This is a genomic window from Pseudomonas sp. HY2-MNA-CIBAN-0224, assembly GCF_040310285.1.
In the GTDB taxonomy this organism is placed as follows: domain Bacteria; phylum Pseudomonadota; class Gammaproteobacteria; order Pseudomonadales; family Pseudomonadaceae; genus Aquipseudomonas; species Aquipseudomonas helleri.
This window is the reverse complement of the sequence record NZ_JBEOPQ010000001.1, coordinates 71,640-90,679: the sequence shown is the minus strand read 5'-3', so window position 1 is coordinate 90,679 and position 19,040 is coordinate 71,640. Positions and strand designations below refer to the sequence as shown.

Genomic DNA, 19,040 nt, shown 5'->3' with positions numbered 1-19,040 from the left:
TGCGTCCATGGGAAAGCAGAATGCCCCGCACGCGGGCGGGGCGGAATTTCGCCGGGACGTAAGAATTTCGCCCCGTAAGGATTACTGCTGCTGGGTTGGCGCCGGGCTATTACCGTGCTGATGTTCGTTGTAAATGTCGCGGTCGGCTTGCATGCTGCGGACCTGGTCGATCACTTCGGCATCAGATTGGATGTCGCTTTCTGCATGAATCTTTCCAGTGCTTTCAATCAGCGGTGTTTCAAAACGGACCTTTGTACCGGCTTTGACCAGGAGCGTTTCGGTCTCGACCTCGATCACACGCCCTCGCTTAAGATGAACGTGGTCGCCTTCGTCTGAATAGATGGCCACCTCGCCATCCTTGAGCGTGATCCGATACCGGGCGTCTTCACTCGCAACAACAACTGCATGATTACTGTTGCCGCCAACCGGAATGACAATGTATTCAGCCCCAGGCAAAGGTGCAGAGGTGTATCCGTAATGCTGGAACAACTCTCCAGCGACAGACTCTGCTGCCAAACCTTGAGCCTCGATACCAATCAGTTTGCCGTGAGCATTTCGAGCCGCCACAGCACGAAATGCCTGACGAAAATTGGCACGCTCAGTTTTGGCTTGCTCGCGAATAGAGCGTCCCAGACTTCTCATTGAATGCTCCTGATCATTTCAATAAAGGCCGCGTCCTTGTTCGACTTACTTTTGTGCTTTTTCAGTGGATTCCCGTCAAGAACCCACATCTTGTCTTCCCTGAACCGTAACTCCGTCATCGACCCTTGCCGGGTTAATCGCAACGTTCTAGACATGAGAAAGTACACGGCATCAAGGCTATGAGGCTCACTGCGGATAATGACGCGCTGACCTGGTGTCCACACACTCCCATTGCCTGCTCGATGACCTTGGACGACGGCGCGAATCTCAAACCCTTCCAACTTGCTATCAGCCAAAACCTTGCGTGCTCTCGTGGTGGCCATGCTTTGGTTTTCACTCGAACTGTCGATCACCACCTTGGGCCTGAAGATTCCGCGACGGGCCAAGGTGTCGTCTTGGACAACCGACTTCAAGTGCGAACGCGTAGTGTCGAGCCCGTCGTTGTCGTACTGCCCATGCTGCCCCAACACAGTCACCTGACTGAATCGATTGGCGATAGATCGACGTACAGATAGTCGCTCGACGTTGTTTCCTACACCGTCCAGTCGCAGGATTAGGGTCGCAACGGGAGCCGAGGTGTAGTCAGGCCCGCCGACAACAAGCAAACCGTCCGGCTCGACCCAAGGCCACAACCCATTCGCCTCAGCTACCTGAAGAAGAGCCTCCCACGCTGACTGACCAGGTTCGATCTGGATGCGGCGTCTGATTTTTGCATTGGCCGCACGGATCTCGACGCGTGTGACACCCAGTGGGGTTACGACCTGCTTGATGATTTCAGCCAGAGAGGCTTCGCGCATCGCCACAAATGGAGCGGAACAGTCCACCAGCGCGGCAGCCTTATCCCGGCCAGTGACCCGGATCGCAATACCCCGACGTGAAATGTCGTGCTCAATCTCGTCTATCTGACCGGTCAAGACACGGTCTCGACCAAGCGTTAGTTCGCAACTCGCGCCCTCAACCAGGACTTTAGGGAGTTGTATCGTGTCACGAGTAAACAACTCCAACTCAAATGCATCAGCAGGCGTCAGCAGGTCAGACTCAACTGACCAGCCGTCCCAAGTCTCGTGAGTCAAGCCCCCGATAGACAGGCGAATAGTTTCGTCAGTTTGCATAAGCCCTCAGCACCGTTCCCGTCGCGACACCGTAGGACGTGCGCAGTGTTGGATTAAGTCGCAGCAGCTCTTCGGCACGGGTGTTGTCACCGTACCAACGATGCGCCAGCAGTCGCAGGCTTGCAGTGCTTTCGACACGGCGTGTGATCAGCGGTGGGCGTTGTAGAATCACTTGACGTGCTCTTATCTGGATCAGAGCCGCAATGGTCCTAAGCCCCTCAATCACAGGCAAAGCAGTCTCAATCTCGTAAACGCGACGGTGCAGCAAAATTGCGGACTGGATCAAACTCCGCACCAGGTTAACCAAACGCTCCAGTTCCTCCGGGCTTAACGACAACTGATCCGTCTCGGCCTCGATCACAACACCCACAGCCTCGGCATAGCTCAAGGCAAACTCAGTGATGACCAAGACGACCAAGGCAAAAGCCACGGCTTCAATAGGATCGTCTGGCATAGCGTCAGGCAATGTGTCCTCATCAGGTTCCTCTCCCTGACGCCCTTTCGCTAATAAACCCGAACCAGTACGCGCCACTTCGGCGGGCAGAGCATCTGCTCCTGGCATAGTGGACGGTATGCCTGACCTGGTTAACAGTTCAGTTGACGTACTGGGAGTACTCCCCTGAATGGCAGAGCGTATTTCGGTTGGCGTGCGTGCCAAGTCAGTCAACGGATCAAATGCGGTTGAAGTACTTTTAGCCATCGATGCAGCGCCGGAAACAACCCCGAGTATTTGTGACCGTAATTGCTGGAGGCGCAATGTATGCCCTGGCAGGCCAAGCACTTTTTCCATCAACCCTGTCCAGCCGCCACCGATCCATGACTGTATTTCGGAGACCAGGGAGTCAAGTCGACCGAACAAATCCAACACACCATCTTGCCACTTAGCCTCATCAGCCATGTCCAAAGTGCTGGTGTCGACAAACTCGAACTGCTGCGCAAAGAAAGGCTGGCCCGGCTTGCTCTCTAAGAACTGAACCGCGACTTCCGCATAGTCTCGGCGCTCTGCACGGTGGATCACCTGGTAAGTTGCATTGGTGACATTCACACTCCCGTAAATGGGGTGGATAAGTTCAGCTGTACCGCCGGTGTCTAATGCTCGGAGTAGGTTCTGCAACTCCAGCATGTAGTTTTCGCCAAAGATCACCACTTGCAATGCAAACTGGCGAGCACCCCGGCCCAAATCTTCTACATCATCACCATCCACATACGGCACACCATGCTGGCTAAGCGCTCGTTGTGCGGATAGGTCTTCACCGACCACATTGATAGGGACGCCACGATAAGAGGCGTCCAGAAGGTTATCTGCCCAAGTCATTGGCCGCGTCTCAACTGGATGTCCAGGCGACGCTCGACCTCAGCAAAGATGTGATCAGAGTCGGTTCGTAATTCAATTACCAGAGGCTTGCCAAGCAATTCGTTCAGCCTTTTGGCTGCCGCAATGGTGGCCATTCCAGAATCGACAGCGCGGTTGGCCACACCAGCCGCCCAACTGTTGGCTCCCTCGACTGAAGACCCGGCAGCAGTAAGGCCTGTTTCATTCTGTGCCAGACGCCGAGCCTGCTCTGAAGCCCAACTGGATGATTGGTTGGGATTTTGATCGAGCAAGGAAATACGATTGCGGTAATAAGAGGTTTGATAAGTGCGCTGGCCATCATTAAGAAGCTTGTCGCGGGCAACCATTGCCAAACGATCTTGGTCAGTATTGAGGCCTGTAGAGTTCTCAAGCTGGGTGTATGCATAGATCAACGACAAACCAGCACCCATACGGCCTGCCATAGCCCATGGAATCCTTCCTATCCCTCGGCCCTTCCTTCCCCCAACATTAATATCTGGAGAGTTGACCCCACCCATGCCTGTTGGCCAGTTGGTAACGAACACCGACGTAGTGCCCGTTGCTTCTTCTAATACCTTGCCCACGGCAATATTTTTCAAGGTATCTGCACCGCCAAGAAACTTGTTAAACAATGCCCCCGCGCCAGCTTTGGCACCGCGCCCCGCATAGTAGCCGCCAAGGCCCAGTGCCGCTCCACCAGCCAGCATCTGCTCGCCCGACAAGTTCAAGTCATCCAGGAGGTAGCTACCAATGTCAGCAAACCCTTTGTTCAAGGGTGTAGCCATGCGGTCAATCGCTTGGCCGAGTGTGGCTTTCATCCTCGAGCCAACTGCTGTTGAACTGTTGAGGTTATCGGCCAGATCTTTTTCGATAACACCTTTGGCGTTATCAATATCCCCTGTGCTAGATGCGAATTGCTCCAGCCTATTACCAGTTAAAAAGGCATTTACGCCTTTCTGGGTATCTTGGTCCATCTTCCCAAAGACAACGCCCATGAACCTAGCACGATCACGGTCAGTTTTAAGCGTTCCATACTTTTTCTTTAGATCAAGGAAAACATCCTGAGTATTTCGGGTATTACCTTTCTTATCAAAAAAATCGACACCGGTTGTGCGGGTAACTTCGTTTCTATAAGTATTGTTAGTAAAAGCTCGTAGCGTTGACTGCGCCAATGTGCCCAACCTGTCCGGTTCAAGCTCTATCAGAGAAAGGGTTTCAACAAACGAGAGAGATTGAGCCATTGTCATACCGGCTTTCTTTGAGTCTGCACCCACCTTGGGAAAGATATCCGAAAGGTTCTCTAGCTCAGCATTGCCCAAACGACCAGCGACAATCATTTTTTGAAGTAAGTCTAAGGCAGCTGTTGGTTGCGAAAGATCAATGTCGAAAGCGCTGGAACCGGTAATCAATGCCTTAGCTAATATGCCTGAGTCCGCACCTGTTACAGCAGTTGACTGAGCGATTGCCTCAGCGCTGGCTTTTGCTTTGTCATAGGACAGACCACTTGCAATCAAGGTATCAAAGCCAGTTTGAACTTGCTCTCGTTCAATGCCATATGTTTTTGCTAATCGCCATTGCTCCCCACGCCATTCCTCTCGCTGATCATTAGTCATCCCTGCCGTTTGTTGCGTCCTAATCAACTGACGATCAAGTCGCGCACTACCTGTTAATCCCGAAGCCAAGCCCAGTCCAACACCGAGCCCCGCCAATTGCCCCTGAGCTGTTGAACCAAGGCCTTTGACTCGGTCGAATTCTCGCCGGACACCTGCCGCCACAGTCTTCAGCATGCGCAGGTTACGGCCTCCGTTTTGCGCAAGACGCCGAAAACTTTCATCTGTTCGCTCGACACTGCGACGAAGTGGTTCTGTGCCTTCCTTAGAGGTGCGCGCCAACTCAGCCTTGGTCTCGCGCGCGACCTGGCGGCCCACTTGGCCCATTTCTTTCAGATCAGCCTGAGTCTGTATTACGCCTTGGCGAAAAACGTTCGAGCCTTGCGCAGAGGTATCACGCATGGCTTGGCGAATGATCTTGTAACTGGCAGCACCGACCTGACCGGTTTTGCTCAACGCGCCGCTGGCTTTGTTGCTGTCATCTGCCAGAGCTTTGGCACCGTCTTTACCAGCCTTGCGCAGATCACGCTCAAGTGCCTGAACTTCTCGTCGACTGTTGCCAGAACTGGCCTCAATACGAAGCGCAACGCGCAGATCTGAACTCATCGAAGTTACTCCAGGTAGAATTGCGGGCGGACTTAAGGCCCTTGAGCGGGCCTTATTTACTGCGTGCTTGGTCTTTCTTCTGTTGCCGCTTGCTGACGTAACGCGGGCCTTTGCGCTTGCCTATGAGCAGTTCAATCCGCGCATCAACTTCGGCCTTGGGCATGCGCCTGATTTCTTCTAGGCGGTAACCATGTCGGACGAAGACGTGCTCGATGCGTCGCCAGTCAGCGAGGCCGCGCTCGGCGGCTTGAGCTTTTTTTCCAGCTCTTCATCCGCCGCAGCAATCAGCGCCAGATCTGATTCGGTCAGCGACTCGCGCAACAACTCGGTTGTCAGGACTTCTGCAGGAATATCACCGACAGCCAAAAGCTGATTGCGGTAAACCTCAAGCGTCACCAACTGAAACGGACCATTGGGATGACGCTCCTGGGCTTTGATCAGGTCGCCAGCCATACCGACACGCAAAGTGAACGTCTTGTGGAATGTGCCCGCATAGAAGACACCAACACCCAAATCCTTGGTGATGATCAGGCCTTCCCATTTCTTTTCGATTCGGTTCATTGCCTTACTCCTCGTAGTAGTTCAAAGCACTGACAGTCAGGTCGCGAGTGGCTTCACCCTCAACCTGGTACTTGCTACCCATCTCGATCAGAGAGCAACCCGTCCAGGTCTCACGCTTGCCACCACCTTCCTGTGGATAGATGGTGATTTTGGCGTCTACCAGGGCGCGCCAGTTGGGCTCGCCGTTTTTAGGGATGGCCACTGCAATACGCAGTTCATGCTCTTCCATCCCCTTGGCTGTTCCGAGCGGGCGACCCGTGCGGTTCATCGTTTTGACGATGGTTCGACCGGTCTTGAGCGATGGCTCCAGGCTGGTCACTTCATAGTCCGTGCCGTTCAGCTCAAGCACGATCTGCCCTACATAGTTATCGGACATCTAAACTCACCTCTTACAAGAGCAGGTCGATACGACCGGCGAATACATGCAGGCCGTTTACGACATCAATGGGAATGCTGGCATTGAGCCGGTTCACGTCTTGATCCGAACGCTCGACGACCAGGCCAGCCGCGTTGGCGTCGACTTCCTCGACAATCTCCAGCTCCTGCATCTTTTTAAGGACGTCCAGCAGCTCGCCGCGTACAGCTGCAGGCGTCTTGCTGGACAGTTTGGAGCGAGGAAATCGAAGGCGGATGCGCGTGCGGCACGCGTTGCGCACGTAATACAAAGTCCGCATGGTGGTCAGATCCAGCAGGGATACATCGTCAGCACCTGCTGCTGACTTTGTGTACGTACTGACCGCACGAACGATCTGCACGATATCGCCGGGGCCGACCTCAAGCGGCGTTACACCGTTGGCCAACGCTGTTTCTTGCTCTGTGCGACCCAGGCGGCTGCTGATGGCTGGAGCGCTGATGCCTGCCAAAGCCAGTGTATTAAGCGGGCGGGCAGGATCTTCTTCAGACGCAATCATTGCCGCGTACGCCGCTGCCACCTGACGAGCGCTGGAAGTGGTGCCCGGCAAAAGGGCCACGCTGATTGCTCCCGCATTGAGTGCGGTGGCCAATGTGGTGGACGCTGACAGTGACGACACAACCGCACCAATACCCAAGATGCCTTGCTGCTCAATAGAGTTGGTGTAAGTAGCGATGTGAGTTCGCAGCGCGGTCATGGCTGTTGCGCTAAACCAAGCCGGAACCAAAAGGGTGAAACCGCCCAACGCAGTAGAGTCCAACGCCGGAGCGATATCCGGTTCAGCCTCGCCCTGGACGACAACCCCGACCAAAGAAATGGCGACGTAACGATATGCCTTGATGGCGGCATCCACCATCTCGGCGGCAACAGCACCGGCCAGGGCCTTGGCTTCTTCAGCGCTATAAACCTGAGTAGGAACGTTGGCCGCCAGCGTTGCACCTGCTCCCAGTGGAACAATCAGGCAAATGCTTTGCGCATTGGTTGGAAGCGTACGCACGGCCAGGCTGGTGTTGAACTCAAAATATGAGCCAGGCTTACGAATAGACGGCGGGATAGTGTCAAAGGCAATGCTCATTCAGCAGGCTCCTGTGTGGTTCTTTTGGCACCGCTGCGGCCTTTCTTGACCAGTAACTCGCCTGCAGCAATACGTCGACGGTAGTAAGAGGTATTCAGCACCTCGACAGGCTCTTGACCTGCCTCGATGTGCTGACGTGGATACCCCTCCATGGGGACCCGATGGCCAGGTGCGGCGGTGACGAGCATTACAGCCCCTCCAGTTTAATGAGGTCGCTGGCCACGGGATCTGGCTCACCGACTTGTTGGTACACCATGTCAATGCCTTCCAGATCCGGCAGTTGTTGTTCCGGCTTGGTCCAGTCCAGCTCAATTGAAAAGGACTGCCCCAGCACGGACATGTAGTCAGTCTGGAACTTGCCAGTGACCAGGTTAGAAAGTTCAGTCGGCTCAATCCGGGCACGATCAGGCCAAGGCTGCCAATCAACCAACTGATGCATGCAGGCCTGCCACAGGTCGTAACTGCCAATGTCTTTGGCTGTTGAGCCGCGCCGGGTCTCCCGCTCACCGCGTGGGTGGCGGGTAACAATCACCAGGCGAAACGTAATGGGCATGCTGTAGCGGTTCTGGCTGCGCTTACGGAATCCTGCCTTTGGCACCATCAGCAATACAGCCGGGCAACGTTTCAGCAGGTCCGCAATCAAGTCAGGATCGCTGAGTTCACCGCCGTAACTCTCCACAACCAGGCGGTGCACCTTCGGGATCAGTTCCCTTAACCGCGCCTCAATCAGATCCTCCAGTTCGCCCAGCATCAGAGGCGCCCCAGCGAGCGACGGCTCATCAGCCTGGGCTGACCGGTCATTTGCATGCCTGAGCGTCCAGCCTCAGCCGCGCCGCGCTCTTTGTCCTCTGCTGCCAAGGTTTCCAGCCGCTTGAGCACATCCTTGTAAAGTACCCGGACAGTGGACTCTTCCTTTCCTGCGTCGTCGTAGAGGTGATAGCGGGCGATCTCGGCTAGATCGTCAGTCACCCAGGCCGGAGCATCTTCATCGACCGGACGAAAGCGTAAATAGAACGAAACCTCACTTCGCGCCCTGGTGACGGCATCGGCGATCCGTGCCAATGCCGCCACCGCAATAGCCACATCCTCTGTGGGCCATTCATCCAGTGACGCACCTGACGCTGCCGCCACCAACAACTCGGGCTCAATGGAGCGCTTGTTATCAGGGACAGCTACTTCAGTGATATCACGGGCGCCGAAGCGCACCATGAGCTGACTGGCTGACGGCAGCGAAAGATTCACTTGGCCGCGCTCCCAGGCTTAACAGGTTTTTTCTGGGACTTAGGCTCAGCCTTTACCGAACCAGTGGCACGCTGAGCCTCTTCGGCCAGGGCCTCTTCCCAAAGAGCATTGATCTCAACCGCCTGCTTGTCGGCAGTGCGCTGTAGATCTTCCAGCAGTGCTGCGGCCCAAAGGGTTTCGATTTCCGTCGACAGAATGAAGGCATCACGTTGTGAGTTTTCAAGCAGGGCTTCCTCCCAAAGACCTTCAATGTCACTACGCGACAGGCCACCTGCTAGCGATGGATGATCCTGCCCAAGGATGGCAACGTCCTGGTGCTTAGACGCTGTGTCACCCATAGCCGCAATGTCTGCCTTACCCAAGACCGACACGGTAATTTCACTGGACAGGCCCGCTTTCTGAATCGGCGAAGTGCCATTGAGCAGCTCCTGTTGATCGTCCAGGCCTGCATCAACGTAAGACACAACCAGTTGCGGATCTTTGCCCAGTGCCTGGAGCTGGGCAGCCGTGAAATGATCGTCCCGGTACAGGGTTGGCTCAGAGGAGTGAGCGATACCACAGCGACGAAAGCCATGCCGTTTGGCTGCAATGATGATGGCCATGTTTGTCCCCTTAACCTAACCAGGCTGGTGAAAGGATTTCAGCTGTACCGGCCCACGGGTTGCCGCTGTTCGCATCTTTAACCAAGATGGTTCGTGCGGCGCCTTCCAACTGCGATGGCACAACGAGCAGGCCAGGGTTGATGCCCAGAGGGCGACCGCCGTCAGCCTGGAAGTTCTTCATTGCAGCGCGTGCCAGACCGTAGTTTTCGGCGGTCAAAGGAGCGCGGGAGCAATACGCAAATTGCCAGAAGCCGAAGCCAACGTTCACACGAGCGTCCACACCGAAGCGGTACTCGTCACGCATGAAGACCTGTTCATCGTCCATGCTGGTCATTGCCTTGAGAGCATAGGGACGACGGTTCTGGAAGATGATCGGTTTAATTGCACGGCTGACATCGAGCAAGTACCAGGCAGGGCCTGTGCCTTCTTGGTAGTTGCTCACGGACACTGCGTCACCAGTACCGTCTGTCGACGGATAAACAGGATGATCGGTATCGAAGAAGAACTGTCCGTCGTAACACAGCGTGGTCAGCCCTGCTTTCAGCAGAGCGAACACCAACTCGTCAGGATGTGCCGTGGATGCACGGCCCATTTCAGCGAACAACGGCTTGTATACGCCGATCTCGTCGTCTTCGATGGCATCGCGAGGAACGCCAACCGACGACTCGTACTTCTTGTTGGTGATCGAGTAACCGTGTGCCGCCATGTTCTTGAGCACACGCTCGCCAATCCACTCACGGAAAGTCGGGAACTGCCCCAGCCAACCATAGGTGTTACTGGCCGACGATGACGGCACAAGCGTTGCGATACGTGCCCAGTCGGTTGGCGTTGCGGCTTGAGCATTTTGGAACTCGGCCTTGAACGCCGTGAAGAGCGCGGACAATGTGCCTGAAGTAATGATCATGAATCGCTTCCTTTATATAGAGGGTGTTACGCCTTGCCCTTGATGAAGTCCGCTTCGCTCATACCCATCAGCTTGGCGACCTGTTGTTCTTCAGCATTGAGTGCCGTTTTGAGGTGCTCAGGTTGACGCTCCCCCAGATCCGAGGCCGCTGCCACCACCGGCGCTGCAGTCACAAATTCTTTGAAACGAGCCAGGCCCGCTTCGTCCTGGCACATGGCACGGTGATAATCCACCGTTGCCGGGGTAATCTTTCCGGCCTGAGTGGCAGCAGCAATCACTGCATCAACTTCCTTGTTGTGCTCAGTCTTTTTCTGAGTGGCCAAGGCTTGCTCGGCGTTGACAGCGCGCACGCCCAGGGCGTCGTAGTCGGCACGAGGGACGAACTGCGTAAGGTTTGGCTTTTCGGCGTTTGCCGCTTGAGCCGTGGCCTTGAGCTGCGTGGTAGCCGCAATGGCTTGTTCTTCGGTGGCTGTCTCCGGCAAGTCGAGTGCAGCCAAAAGCGCAGGTGAAAGCTTCACAGGCGTGTTCTCCATGGTTTCTTGATTGAGTGCTGTCAGCAGAAAGTTGGGTTTGTTGGTCAGCCCGGCGCTGACCAGGCGCGCAATGCGGGTCGTGTCCGGATCGAAGTCGAAGACAGGGGAAAGGAAGCGGTACTCGCGGTTGATGACTTGCTCGGACGCACGGGGTGTCCAGTCAACCAACCCCCACAGCGCCCCGTCACGCAGCTCCAACTGCTTGATCCAACCAGCAGCAGGAGCTGACTCGCCCTTTGTCGCGCGATGCTGGGTTGCGTGCTCCCAATCAATAGGCAAGTCGATAGCTCGGCCCAGAAAGCTGGACTGAACCAACATCCCGGCTTGCTCATCGAACAGCCATTGCCGACCGTCGCGGCCAGTGACGTTGGGGCCTGCCGGGATTAGTTCGACCCACTCCGGGGCCTTGCCGTCTGAGACGGTGGCGGAAAGGTCGGTGTTAAGAGCGAGTTGAGTTTTCATGCCGCCAGTGTCGGTGGTCTATCAAAGGCGGGGAGTTTCGTCAGGACGTAAGATCTTTGGGGCCCTGAGACAATAACCGTGGCGAGAGACACCACGCGGGCGCGTACAGGATACCGCTTAAAGCAAATCTAACGCGGGTCTAACGCTTGTATAACACTTGCATGGCAACGGATGTACCCAAAACCTCTGTGCGCGCCGCCTACGCGATTACAGGCAGTTAACCTGAAAACCCTTCCTTCAAGTAATCACCCACGATGGCCAGGATTTCGGTTTCGTCTTCAGATGACAGTCCGAGATAAGGCCTTGCTGGCATTTCCGTGGTGCTGGCACCACGGGTCACCCATTGGGCAAAGTTGGATTTGCTCTTCTTTACGAACCGGTTACCAACTGTTCCGTCTTTGCCTTGTCGGAAGTATGCCTGCTGAGACCGGGGGGCTTGCTCGATCTTGCCGCCGAACTGGTGGATGGCCCCATAAGGACGATCAGTGCCGAAGGCCAGTTCATTGTTGCTGACGTTGTGACGCATCGTGTCCTGGAGCGTTCCCTTTTCACGCAGGATACGAGTGCTTTTCTTGCGGGCCAGGGTTGATGCTGCCAACGGCGCCCAAGGTGATCCATCTGGGGCAATCTGCTGCCTGAACCGGTCGTCGGTCGATTGATGCAAGTACTCGGCGATATCGTTAAGAGGGGTCGTTAGATTGCCTAACCGCTCAATCAGCTCATCAAAGGCTTTGCCTACAGCACTTTCATCAATGGAGACTTCAAGCATTGCCCCGGCCATTTGTGACTCCTTACTTGGTTCGGCGGTAAAGCAGAACGCCTTGGCGCAATGCTTCCAGATACTGCTCGCTATCATCCACAAAGTCGGTGACACCAGCCCAGTCTTCAGCACCTTGATCGAAGACTGCCACAGCGGGTTCGGCTTTCCCCTTTACTTGGAAGTGCGCCAGGTAGCGACGGCGTAGCACAGCCTTGCCCTGGTCGGGAAGCCACTCCAGTCGTGCCCAAATCTCGTCAGGCGCTTTGATAGCCTCTGCCAGCAACGGTAGCTCTGGGGCATTAAGCGCTTGAGCCACAGTCTTTGCACCGGTTTTGGCATCACCAAACATTCCCCGCCCGATGACAAGCGGGTCTCCCGTTACGTCACGAAATACCGCTGGAGCGGTATCCGTTGCGCCAAACTCGCCCAAGAACTGGGTGATCGCCTTCTGCTGGGTGACTCTTACTGGGAGTAAAACCTTTGCAGGCATCTGACGCGGCTCTGGCAACGGGCCTGTCGGTTTTCGATTGGGTAAGCCAGCAGCCGCTACAGTGGCAGAGCCTACTGACGGTGCAGACAATGGATGTTTAACGCTTAACTGGGGCACGTAGTTTGTCAGCCGTGATTGACCTGGTGCGTATTCGAAGCCTGGATCGATGCCCTTTGGCACCCGGACTGTACGGGGACCATTCGGGCTATTTTTGCCAATGACTCTATCCTCCCATTCAATCGGCGGTGCATTGCCAACCGTGAGCCCCATACGGTCCAAGTCACGCTGGCTTGCCATGAACTTCTTACATTTGCAGCCCCAACCGTTCTGCGGGTTATGGGTTGACCACCATGGGTCATCGAGCGGCAACGTGACACCGTTCCAAGCCAAGTGTTGTGGCCGTGGGTGGACACTATCGCCGTGGCGGTACACGCCATAGGGTCGGCGCTTACGCAGCTCAGGGTCAGCCATTTGCGCATCGCGGCCAGCGTTATAGGACTGACGCAGGTTGGTTTCCCAAATGACATTGGTACGCCAACCCCGCTCACCGTTGTACTGCCAGCCATGTTGGCCAACGACCTTGTCAAAGTCCTTGCGAAACTGCTCCAAAGTGGTGCCGCTGGCGATGGACTTCTCGACAGCACCTCGCAGATCGGCCAGCAGGTCGCGCTTTACAGCACCGGCCACAACAAATGCATGGTCATGCTGGGCGTTATAGATGTCCGTCCAGGAACGGGTTGGTAGATCGACCTTGCCACGGAAGTAGTCGATCTGCTCCTGAAATGGAAGTGAGCCGTGAGAGACCGCCACTACAATCCCCTCAAAATATCATCACGTCCGGCCAGGCTGGCGGCAGTCAGCCCGTCAGCAATGGCGTCCGCCAACTGACTGGTGGTCATGGTCGGGTACGTTTCGATCAGTCGATCCCGGAACTCTTCAAGACTGGATACTGTGTCGAGTAGCTCTTTGATCTGATCAACCATGTCATCCAGTTGGGCGCCCACCACCGTCTCTAATGTGCGGACCTGATTGTCCACTACGTCGGGTAGCACTGCTGGTTTTTTCGGTACTTGCTCTTGGTTGATCGCCTGACCAAGCGATGGAGGTACTGCTACGACTGGAGGTCCTAGCAGATCAGCCCCCTTGGCCGGTTCAGGAATGCTGAGTTTGTCCCGGACAACCGACTGCTCAACTTTCAGTCCTAGTGGCACCAGCTTTTCCAAAGCTGTGACCAACAGCGTTGTGTCCTCTGGCTGTGGCACGTCTATGATCAGCTTGGGATATTTGCGACCTGGTGCAAAGTTCAGGTCACACCAAGGCCGCACAAAGAACCGATTCAAAGTGTTGGATTCGGCCTTGGCATCAGCCTGCAGCAGATCGAGGCGAACCTCATTATGAACTTTGGCTTGTGCTTGGCTGGAACCATCGTCGGTAGACATGGTTTGGCCGACCACTGCTTTACTGACCTGTTTGTCCCACCACTCAGCCAGTCCCTTGAAGAAGTCACCGGCGCCTGCAACGTTGGACGCATTCTGAAAATCGATGCGCATACTGTCCGGGATAACTGCAGCGGCATCGCTGCCAAGGTTCGCCACGGCAGACATCAGCGTATTGATGTCCTCTTTACTTGCACCTGGCCCATAACGACCGACACGCATAGGCATGCCAAAGATGTCGGCAAACCCCATCCAGTCTTTCCATGTCCAGGCTTTGCACATGTAACCCACGGCAGCGAGACGAGCCAATCCACCCCGAATGGGCAAGCCTGAACGGATTCGCGGGTAGTGAACGATGAATTTATAGGGCGCCAAGGCGACACCGTTAACCGGGTCAGCCTCATCAAGCAGGCGCAGTTCCCGACCGGTGTCACGGTCGAATTGGAAAAAGCGTTGGTCGCGAGGCTCGAACCGGGACGGCATCCACGTTTTACCACTGCGGTCCCACATGATTTCAGAGACTGCATAGCCCTTGCCGAGGGCGTCGGTCAGGTCTGCTTGCAATTCCCCAAACTCAGGTGAACCCACCAGTTCACTCAGGGCATCGGCCCGACGCACGTCTTCTGGATCATCGCTGGCAGCTTCGACACGGATGTTGAGTCCTGAGATAGCCAGCTTGCGAGTGCCCAAAACGGAGGCGTAATGCAGATCACGCTCCTCCATTTCCTCGGCAAGGGTCAAGTAATCGTGAGCAGATCCCTCGGCAGCAGCCTGCAGGATGTTGGCAAGTCGACCAGGTGTAAGACCGCTGGCCACCGACGAGTGCCATATCTGACGTATGCCGGTGGTGCGCGCAGCGGCCAGCTCTTCAGTGAGCTGGTCGTATTGGATTGGCCGACCGTACTGGTCAACTATTTTGGATTGGGCCATTACCAAATGCCTTTCTTGGAGCGCCAACCAGCACCCGTCTGGATCTCTCGATCACTGTCGGCAGCAGGCTGGACACGGTGATATTCGAATATTTCGGTTTCTTGCCGAGAGGCGTAGTCGGCAAGCACTGCGGCAATACCGGCGTCACCGTGACGCTTGGGGCCGGACTTCTCGCCTTTTTCATTGGTGCGCTTTTCAGGGATGCGGGCCACACCTTTGACCATTCGGAAGGCGCGCACATCGCTGACCACGTCCTTATCAGCCGGGATGTCGTAGAAGGTGTCGTCTTCAAGAGCGGCCTTGAACGGCGGCATGTTGTCGCGATACCAGCCCTCGCTGAGCATCACCCGTTCTACACGGTTGAAGCCAAACTCGATGGCAGTGTCTTCAGACAGCTGCGAGCCATTGCCCCTGGCATCGTCAGCGCCTTTAAGAAAGTTTGGCAAGCGACGGAGGATGTAGAACTTGATCTGGCTCTGCTGTTTAAAGGGAACGTTACGCAGCTCGACCACAAAGGGCGTGCGTTTGCGTAGGTTCTGCTCTTTGACCAAAGGCCATATCACAGACAAGTCGCCGCTACGCCCAAAGTCCATGCCGTAATAGCTTTGAACATCCAAGGGGATTGCAGTCAGCAACGGCTTGAGATGTTCCTCGCACCATTCAAGCGACTCGGCCAAGCGCATGTGTTCGGGCAATGTCTCGTAGCCTTGCGGGTAGGCCAGGCGCAGTACCGGCACGTCGCGGTTACTGCGCTGCTCGACCAATGCCAGGCTCAAGAAGGCACCACCGCCTTGGGACGGCACGCAGTCGAGTTCCTCCTCGGCAGCATCGCCATAGAAGTCGTAAACATCCTGAACCCAGGCCGCTTCTTCTTCAGGCTTGTACTCGATGCCCTTGCGCAGGCAGACCCTCTGATAAAGCCCGTCTTCAACCGCCTCACGAAAAGGGCAGCGGAAAAGCGCTCCCTTACGTTTACCGGCACGGATGTCGTTGATCAACTCGTTGAATGGGTTTTCGGTGCCGTCGTGAGTGCTGATGACATGCACTTCGCCGCCCCAGATCAGCAGCGCCAAGGCGGCTTTGAGCAGCTCGGCCAAGTCCTGGTGGAATGCGGCCTCGTCGATCACGACCACACCTTGACGACCACGCAGGTTGGAGGGGCGACTGGTCAGCGCGACTATTCGATGCCCACTGGGGAACACTATGGTGTAGGTCTTGATGTGCTTTTCGGGATCACTGTCCGGCCAGATACCTTCTTCTATTTCCCCGGCGGCATAGTTGAAAGCCCGCGCCCACATTGCGCAGGCCTGGATGTACTCGACCGTCATGTCCTGGTTGTAGCCGAGGTAATAGACGGTCTGTCCACCGGCTGGTTTTTCAGCGGCGGCGACCAGGACATTATCCGCAGCCTCTGCCCAGGTGAGACCAATCCGGCGTGACTTCTCACCAACCTTGAGAGGGGCTCGAATACCGATCCACTCTTTCTGATAGTCGAGCAATACCGCTGGCGCTACCTGGTTGGCAGTACTGTCTAGAACAGTGGGTACGTTCATGCTTTCTTCCTTCGCCCTAGATACCAGGCGAGGGTTAAAAATATCGCAACATTGATGTCACATGAGAGAAGTTGGGCTGCATTGCTTTCATTTGCACCAAGAGCAGTCAAACCTGCACACATTGCAAAAGACATGAAGTAATTCATGAGGCCATCCCCAGAATTTCGCGACGGATCTCATCAACCGTCGCTTGGTTCAAGCCGCCTTTCTTGGCGATTTTCTCGACACGCGATGCTGCAGCTTCCGCTTTCTCACGATATTCGGTTTGCCATTTCTTTTGGGCAATAGAGGCTTTACCCAACTCTGCTACTGCTTTCGCAACTTTCGGCAGATCGAACGATTGACCGTCGGCCATCAGGATCTTGAATAGGTGTTCTTGAACCAAGCGCATCAAGGCTTCGTTGACGGCACCTTCCTCATCCGGCGCCGCAGCTACTACGGCGCGAGCCTGTTCACTCGCCATCTTGAGCGCTGAGAGTTTGGACTCAAAGTCCTGGCCATAACGATGCAGTGCTGACTTGCTGATTGAAAAGCCCTGGGCTGAAAGTTCAGCCGCTAAGGTTTCATATTCACTAAAACCGTTTTCAGCCAAGGCTTTGTCGAGCCATGCCTTAACTGTCTTAGGTAGGCTGGCAACTTTGCTACGTGGCGGCATAGTCGATCACCAGTACTTTTCAGGACGGGCAATACCTGGATTGCAATCAATAGTGTACTCGGCGATATCTACGCCATAGTGCGTAAGCCCGCAAATCCAGACACCCACTGGCTGCTTCTTCAAAGTTACCAAACTACGATCAGCCAAGTAGTCCAGTTCGCGACGAAGTTCCATTGAAGTGGCGTCCGGGAAGATGCCTTGAATGGTCGAGAGTACTACCGCTTCATGAGGATCGACCGGGCGCGAAGTATTTAGAGTCAACAAGATGTACCAGCGCAAGGACTCTCGGCGCACTTTGGCAGGATCAATGTTCATGAGCGTACTCCTTTAAGTTGAACGTTTTCTAACTTGAGAGCCAAAGCATCGAGCTTCGCCTCGATCACAGTTTGGTTTCGGACGTAGTCTTCACGCCGTACATAATGCAAAGGCATATCTGCACGCAGCCGTTCAAAGCTAAGTTCCAAGTTACGCAAGCGTTCGCCGTCTTTGGCGACCGCGTTGAAGCGGTCATCCATGACTGCAAAACGCTGATCTAACCGGCGCTCAGTCTGAAGCAGCAACAGCTTTACAAGCCCTGCAAAACCGCTGAGCACTCCGACCGCGATACCGATTAGCTGATACAGCGGCATTTCAATCATCGACATCGCTTACTCCGTTTCTCGCGGCGTGTTTGGCATTGAGTGCAATGCTGCACACCTGGTATCGCTAATCGCCGTTTTTCCGGTATCGGTGACTGGCAATCCTCGACCACACAAAACTCTGCCGAGGGGCCAGTCAGAACTTCCCGTTGTGCCAAATGTGTCGCTAAAGCGCTCTCGTTGTGGATGGCTTCAAGCTTGCTGGCAAAATCACTTGCTTCCATTAAGTGTCCAGTCGATCAGGCGGTTGAGTTGGGATCTGCAAGAGCCATGCAGTTCGCCATTGCGTATCTGATTGGTAAGTACAAGAGACTGGGTGACGCCTGAGTCGAGGCTGTCAGCGGCTCCGGGTTCATTGGGCGACGTAGTAGTTCTGCCGGTGGCTGAACCGTTGGATTGGGCAGGCATTGAGGTGTCGATACCGTTGGCGGTGTTCCACATGCGGACAAAGCCAGCAGTGAACACACCAGGAGGCAATGGCTCAGGCGGCGAGTCGAGGGTGCGGCGGTAGAGAGTCGTGACACGGGTAACCTCTCGTGTGAGGGTGTCTGTGGTTTTGCGCAAGTTTTCCTTGGCATCAGCCAGCTGGGTTGCTAACTGATTACCTCTGGCTTGTTCATTACGCAGCAGAGCATTTGCTTGAATGGCGGCAGCCGTTTGCGCATCCGCCGCAGCCAATTTTTCAACGGCATACTTTTCACGAAGCTCAGCAGTGGCCTTGTCACCTGCTGCTTTGGCAGAGGCATAGCCCGCGTCGTATCGGCTCTGACCGAAGTCATCGAGCGCTACCAGCACACCACCCAAAATTACGAGCATGACTATGGCTGGCAGGGTTTTGATTAGAAGGTCTTTCATAGGCAGATACCTTTGCCCCAGCCCGCGTTTTCATAGAGCGGCTCCCAGCGCAAAAGGATCAAGCGCGGATAGTCACGGTTCTCTTTGAAATTGGCAGCCGAGCGGCCAGCGTTGAACCGCTCGACAGATTCGAACCAAGTCAGCGGATCGGCACCCTTAGCCGATGCCAACTTACGGTCACGAATCACCCAGCCCAAACCGCCGTTGTAAGCTGAAAGCATCATTGCACCTTGGTCGCAAGGCGTATGTGCCCGGACGCGGCTTGCAAGCCAGCGGTCATAACTGACCAGGGCTTGCATGGACCATGAGGGGTTATAGGGTTCGACCTTTCCAAGGGTCTTAGGAAACAGCTCAGAGAGCCATGTGGCGGTCGAGGGCATCACCTGGCCCAAGCCTTGCGCACCAACAGGTGACTTTGCGTTGAACTTCCAGCGGCTCTCCTGATGAATCTGTGCAGCAAAGGTAGCCACCGGCGCATCCAGCCCCCACTCAGCTTGAGCGATGCGTGTCAGATCGCGACGGTAACGATCTGCATCAGCTGGAATTTCTGCGTGCGCCCGCGTTGCCAATGCAAGGCCGATAAGTGAGGCCATGCTAACGGCCCCTATATATAGAAGGATTCTGCGCAT

The 19,040-nt window shown here is 55.4% G+C and carries 23 protein-coding genes; all 23 read right to left on the bottom strand.

Annotated features, from left to right (window positions below):
• Nucleotides 1-81 precede the first annotated feature (81 nt).
• Nucleotides 82-642 (bottom strand): phage baseplate assembly protein domain-containing protein, encoded by a 561-nt coding sequence (locus tag AAEZ03_RS00495; RefSeq protein ID WP_153350673.1) that lies wholly within the window; start codon nucleotides 640-642, stop codon nucleotides 82-84.
• Nucleotides 639-1,754 carry a phage baseplate assembly protein gene (locus tag AAEZ03_RS00490; RefSeq protein ID WP_350574927.1) on the bottom strand — a complete coding sequence of 372 codons (1,116 nt, stop codon included), beginning with the start codon at nucleotides 1,752-1,754 and terminating at the stop codon, nucleotides 639-641. The genes AAEZ03_RS00495 and AAEZ03_RS00490 overlap by 4 nt, the downstream gene beginning before the upstream one ends.
• Nucleotides 1,744-3,069 (bottom strand): DNA circularization protein, encoded by a 1,326-nt coding sequence (locus AAEZ03_RS00485; RefSeq protein ID WP_350574924.1) that lies wholly within the window; start codon nucleotides 3,067-3,069, stop codon nucleotides 1,744-1,746. Before AAEZ03_RS00485 ends, AAEZ03_RS00490 begins: the two co-directional genes overlap by 11 nt.
• A complete protein-coding gene (locus AAEZ03_RS00480) occupies nucleotides 3,066-5,303 on the bottom strand; it encodes a phage tail tape measure protein (RefSeq protein ID WP_153426078.1) in 2,238 nt (745 codons plus the stop codon). Before AAEZ03_RS00480 ends, AAEZ03_RS00485 begins: the two co-directional genes overlap by 4 nt.
• 177 nt (nucleotides 5,304-5,480) lie before the next feature.
• Nucleotides 5,481-5,864 carry a hypothetical protein gene (locus tag AAEZ03_RS00475; protein WP_153426079.1) on the bottom strand — a complete coding sequence of 128 codons (384 nt, stop codon included), beginning with the start codon at nucleotides 5,862-5,864 and terminating at the stop codon, nucleotides 5,481-5,483.
• A 4-nt stretch (nucleotides 5,865-5,868) separates the two neighbouring features.
• On the bottom strand, nucleotides 5,869-6,240 hold the full coding sequence (locus AAEZ03_RS00470; protein WP_019407766.1) for a hypothetical protein: 372 nt from the start codon (nucleotides 6,238-6,240) through the stop codon (nucleotides 5,869-5,871).
• A 13-nt stretch (nucleotides 6,241-6,253) separates the two neighbouring features.
• A complete protein-coding gene (locus AAEZ03_RS00465) occupies nucleotides 6,254-7,351 on the bottom strand; it encodes a phage tail sheath C-terminal domain-containing protein (RefSeq protein ID WP_153350678.1) in 1,098 nt (365 codons plus the stop codon).
• Nucleotides 7,348-7,539: a DUF2635 domain-containing protein gene (locus tag AAEZ03_RS00460; protein WP_153350679.1), complete on the bottom strand. Its 192-nt coding sequence runs from the start codon at nucleotides 7,537-7,539 to the stop codon at nucleotides 7,348-7,350. Before AAEZ03_RS00460 ends, AAEZ03_RS00465 begins: the two co-directional genes overlap by 4 nt.
• Nucleotides 7,539-8,102, bottom strand: coding sequence for a phage protein Gp37 (locus AAEZ03_RS00455; protein ID WP_153350680.1), 564 nt, complete (start codon nucleotides 8,100-8,102; stop codon nucleotides 7,539-7,541). The genes AAEZ03_RS00460 and AAEZ03_RS00455 overlap by 1 nt, the downstream gene beginning before the upstream one ends.
• On the bottom strand, nucleotides 8,102-8,593 hold the full coding sequence (locus AAEZ03_RS00450; RefSeq protein ID WP_323369712.1) for a phage protein Gp36 family protein: 492 nt from the start codon (nucleotides 8,591-8,593) through the stop codon (nucleotides 8,102-8,104). Before AAEZ03_RS00450 ends, AAEZ03_RS00455 begins: the two co-directional genes overlap by 1 nt.
• Entirely contained in the window at nucleotides 8,590-9,195 is a 606-nt protein-coding gene (locus AAEZ03_RS00445) for an HI1506-related protein (RefSeq protein ID WP_350574917.1), read from the bottom strand. Before AAEZ03_RS00445 ends, AAEZ03_RS00450 begins: the two co-directional genes overlap by 4 nt.
• 10 nt (nucleotides 9,196-9,205) lie before the next feature.
• Nucleotides 9,206-10,099, bottom strand: a complete 894-nt coding sequence (locus AAEZ03_RS00440) for a Mu-like prophage major head subunit gpT family protein (protein WP_019407772.1) — start codon at nucleotides 10,097-10,099, stop codon at nucleotides 9,206-9,208.
• A 26-nt stretch (nucleotides 10,100-10,125) separates the two neighbouring features.
• Complete coding sequence (locus AAEZ03_RS00435; RefSeq protein ID WP_350574914.1) at nucleotides 10,126-11,094, bottom strand: phage protease; 969 nt, start codon at nucleotides 11,092-11,094, stop codon at nucleotides 10,126-10,128.
• 217 nt (nucleotides 11,095-11,311) lie between these two features.
• Nucleotides 11,312-11,875 carry a phage virion morphogenesis protein gene (locus tag AAEZ03_RS00430; protein WP_019407774.1) on the bottom strand — a complete coding sequence of 188 codons (564 nt, stop codon included), beginning with the start codon at nucleotides 11,873-11,875 and terminating at the stop codon, nucleotides 11,312-11,314.
• A gap of 10 nt (nucleotides 11,876-11,885) precedes the next feature.
• On the bottom strand, nucleotides 11,886-13,154 hold the full coding sequence (locus tag AAEZ03_RS00425) for a PBECR2 nuclease fold domain-containing protein (RefSeq protein WP_350574911.1): 1,269 nt from the start codon (nucleotides 13,152-13,154) through the stop codon (nucleotides 11,886-11,888).
• On the bottom strand, nucleotides 13,154-14,710 hold the full coding sequence (locus tag AAEZ03_RS00420; RefSeq protein WP_019407776.1) for a DUF935 domain-containing protein: 1,557 nt from the start codon (nucleotides 14,708-14,710) through the stop codon (nucleotides 13,154-13,156). The genes AAEZ03_RS00425 and AAEZ03_RS00420 overlap by 1 nt, the downstream gene beginning before the upstream one ends.
• Nucleotides 14,710-16,263 (bottom strand): hypothetical protein, encoded by a 1,554-nt coding sequence (locus AAEZ03_RS00415; RefSeq protein WP_153355339.1) that lies wholly within the window; start codon nucleotides 16,261-16,263, stop codon nucleotides 14,710-14,712. The genes AAEZ03_RS00420 and AAEZ03_RS00415 overlap by 1 nt, the downstream gene beginning before the upstream one ends.
• A gap of 142 nt (nucleotides 16,264-16,405) precedes the next feature.
• Nucleotides 16,406-16,918, bottom strand: coding sequence for a DUF3486 family protein (locus tag AAEZ03_RS00410; protein WP_153426124.1), 513 nt, complete (start codon nucleotides 16,916-16,918; stop codon nucleotides 16,406-16,408).
• Between the two features lie 6 nt (nucleotides 16,919-16,924).
• Nucleotides 16,925-17,233: a hypothetical protein gene (locus tag AAEZ03_RS00405; RefSeq protein WP_019407779.1), complete on the bottom strand. Its 309-nt coding sequence runs from the start codon at nucleotides 17,231-17,233 to the stop codon at nucleotides 16,925-16,927.
• Nucleotides 17,230-17,562: a hypothetical protein gene (locus AAEZ03_RS00400; protein ID WP_153355343.1), complete on the bottom strand. Its 333-nt coding sequence runs from the start codon at nucleotides 17,560-17,562 to the stop codon at nucleotides 17,230-17,232. Before AAEZ03_RS00400 ends, AAEZ03_RS00405 begins: the two co-directional genes overlap by 4 nt.
• The gene (locus AAEZ03_RS00395; RefSeq protein ID WP_026013911.1) at nucleotides 17,553-17,780 is read right to left on the bottom strand and encodes a TraR/DksA C4-type zinc finger protein; all 228 of its coding nucleotides are present in this window, start codon (nucleotides 17,778-17,780) and stop codon (nucleotides 17,553-17,555) included. The genes AAEZ03_RS00400 and AAEZ03_RS00395 overlap by 10 nt, the downstream gene beginning before the upstream one ends.
• Nucleotides 17,767-18,411, bottom strand: a complete 645-nt coding sequence (locus AAEZ03_RS00390; RefSeq protein ID WP_153355347.1) for a DNA-packaging protein — start codon at nucleotides 18,409-18,411, stop codon at nucleotides 17,767-17,769. The genes AAEZ03_RS00395 and AAEZ03_RS00390 overlap by 14 nt, the downstream gene beginning before the upstream one ends.
• Nucleotides 18,408-19,004: a transglycosylase SLT domain-containing protein gene (locus tag AAEZ03_RS00385; RefSeq protein WP_153350686.1), complete on the bottom strand. Its 597-nt coding sequence runs from the start codon at nucleotides 19,002-19,004 to the stop codon at nucleotides 18,408-18,410. The genes AAEZ03_RS00390 and AAEZ03_RS00385 overlap by 4 nt, the downstream gene beginning before the upstream one ends.
• Between the last annotated feature and the right edge of the window lie 36 nt (nucleotides 19,005-19,040).

Excerpts from the sequence above, each read along its gene's own strand:
- AAEZ03_RS00495 (WP_153350673.1), bottom strand. The coding sequence starts at position 642 with ATGAGAAGTCTGGGACGCTCTATTCGCGAGCAAGCCAAAACTGAGCGT.
- AAEZ03_RS00490 (WP_350574927.1), bottom strand. The coding sequence starts at position 1,754 with ATGCAAACTGACGAAACTATTCGCCTGTCTATCGGGGGCTTGACTCAC.
- AAEZ03_RS00485 (WP_350574924.1), bottom strand. The coding sequence starts at position 3,069 with ATGACTTGGGCAGATAACCTTCTGGACGCCTCTTATCGTGGCGTCCCT.
- AAEZ03_RS00480 (WP_153426078.1), bottom strand. The coding sequence starts at position 5,303 with ATGAGTTCAGATCTGCGCGTTGCGCTTCGTATTGAGGCCAGTTCTGGC.
- AAEZ03_RS00475 (WP_153426079.1), bottom strand. The coding sequence starts at position 5,864 with ATGAACCGAATCGAAAAGAAATGGGAAGGCCTGATCATCACCAAGGAT.
- AAEZ03_RS00470 (WP_019407766.1), bottom strand. The coding sequence starts at position 6,240 with ATGTCCGATAACTATGTAGGGCAGATCGTGCTTGAGCTGAACGGCACG.
- AAEZ03_RS00465 (WP_153350678.1), bottom strand. The coding sequence starts at position 7,351 with ATGAGCATTGCCTTTGACACTATCCCGCCGTCTATTCGTAAGCCTGGC.
- AAEZ03_RS00460 (WP_153350679.1), bottom strand. The coding sequence starts at position 7,539 with ATGCTCGTCACCGCCGCACCTGGCCATCGGGTCCCCATGGAGGGGTAT.
- AAEZ03_RS00455 (WP_153350680.1), bottom strand. The coding sequence starts at position 8,102 with ATGCTGGGCGAACTGGAGGATCTGATTGAGGCGCGGTTAAGGGAACTG.
- AAEZ03_RS00445 (WP_350574917.1), bottom strand. The coding sequence starts at position 9,195 with ATGGCCATCATCATTGCAGCCAAACGGCATGGCTTTCGTCGCTGTGGT.
- AAEZ03_RS00440 (WP_019407772.1), bottom strand. The coding sequence starts at position 10,099 with ATGATCATTACTTCAGGCACATTGTCCGCGCTCTTCACGGCGTTCAAG.
- AAEZ03_RS00435 (WP_350574914.1), bottom strand. The coding sequence starts at position 11,094 with ATGAAAACTCAACTCGCTCTTAACACCGACCTTTCCGCCACCGTCTCA.
- AAEZ03_RS00430 (WP_019407774.1), bottom strand. The coding sequence starts at position 11,875 with ATGGCCGGGGCAATGCTTGAAGTCTCCATTGATGAAAGTGCTGTAGGC.
- AAEZ03_RS00420 (WP_019407776.1), bottom strand. The coding sequence starts at position 14,710 with ATGGCCCAATCCAAAATAGTTGACCAGTACGGTCGGCCAATCCAATAC.
- AAEZ03_RS00415 (WP_153355339.1), bottom strand. The coding sequence starts at position 16,263 with ATGAACGTACCCACTGTTCTAGACAGTACTGCCAACCAGGTAGCGCCA.
- AAEZ03_RS00410 (WP_153426124.1), bottom strand. The coding sequence starts at position 16,918 with ATGCCGCCACGTAGCAAAGTTGCCAGCCTACCTAAGACAGTTAAGGCA.
- AAEZ03_RS00405 (WP_019407779.1), bottom strand. The coding sequence starts at position 17,233 with ATGAACATTGATCCTGCCAAAGTGCGCCGAGAGTCCTTGCGCTGGTAC.
- AAEZ03_RS00400 (WP_153355343.1), bottom strand. The coding sequence starts at position 17,562 with ATGTCGATGATTGAAATGCCGCTGTATCAGCTAATCGGTATCGCGGTC.
- AAEZ03_RS00395 (WP_026013911.1), bottom strand. The coding sequence starts at position 17,780 with ATGGAAGCAAGTGATTTTGCCAGCAAGCTTGAAGCCATCCACAACGAG.
- AAEZ03_RS00390 (WP_153355347.1), bottom strand. The coding sequence starts at position 18,411 with ATGAAAGACCTTCTAATCAAAACCCTGCCAGCCATAGTCATGCTCGTA.
- AAEZ03_RS00385 (WP_153350686.1), bottom strand. The coding sequence starts at position 19,004 with ATGGCCTCACTTATCGGCCTTGCATTGGCAACGCGGGCGCACGCAGAA.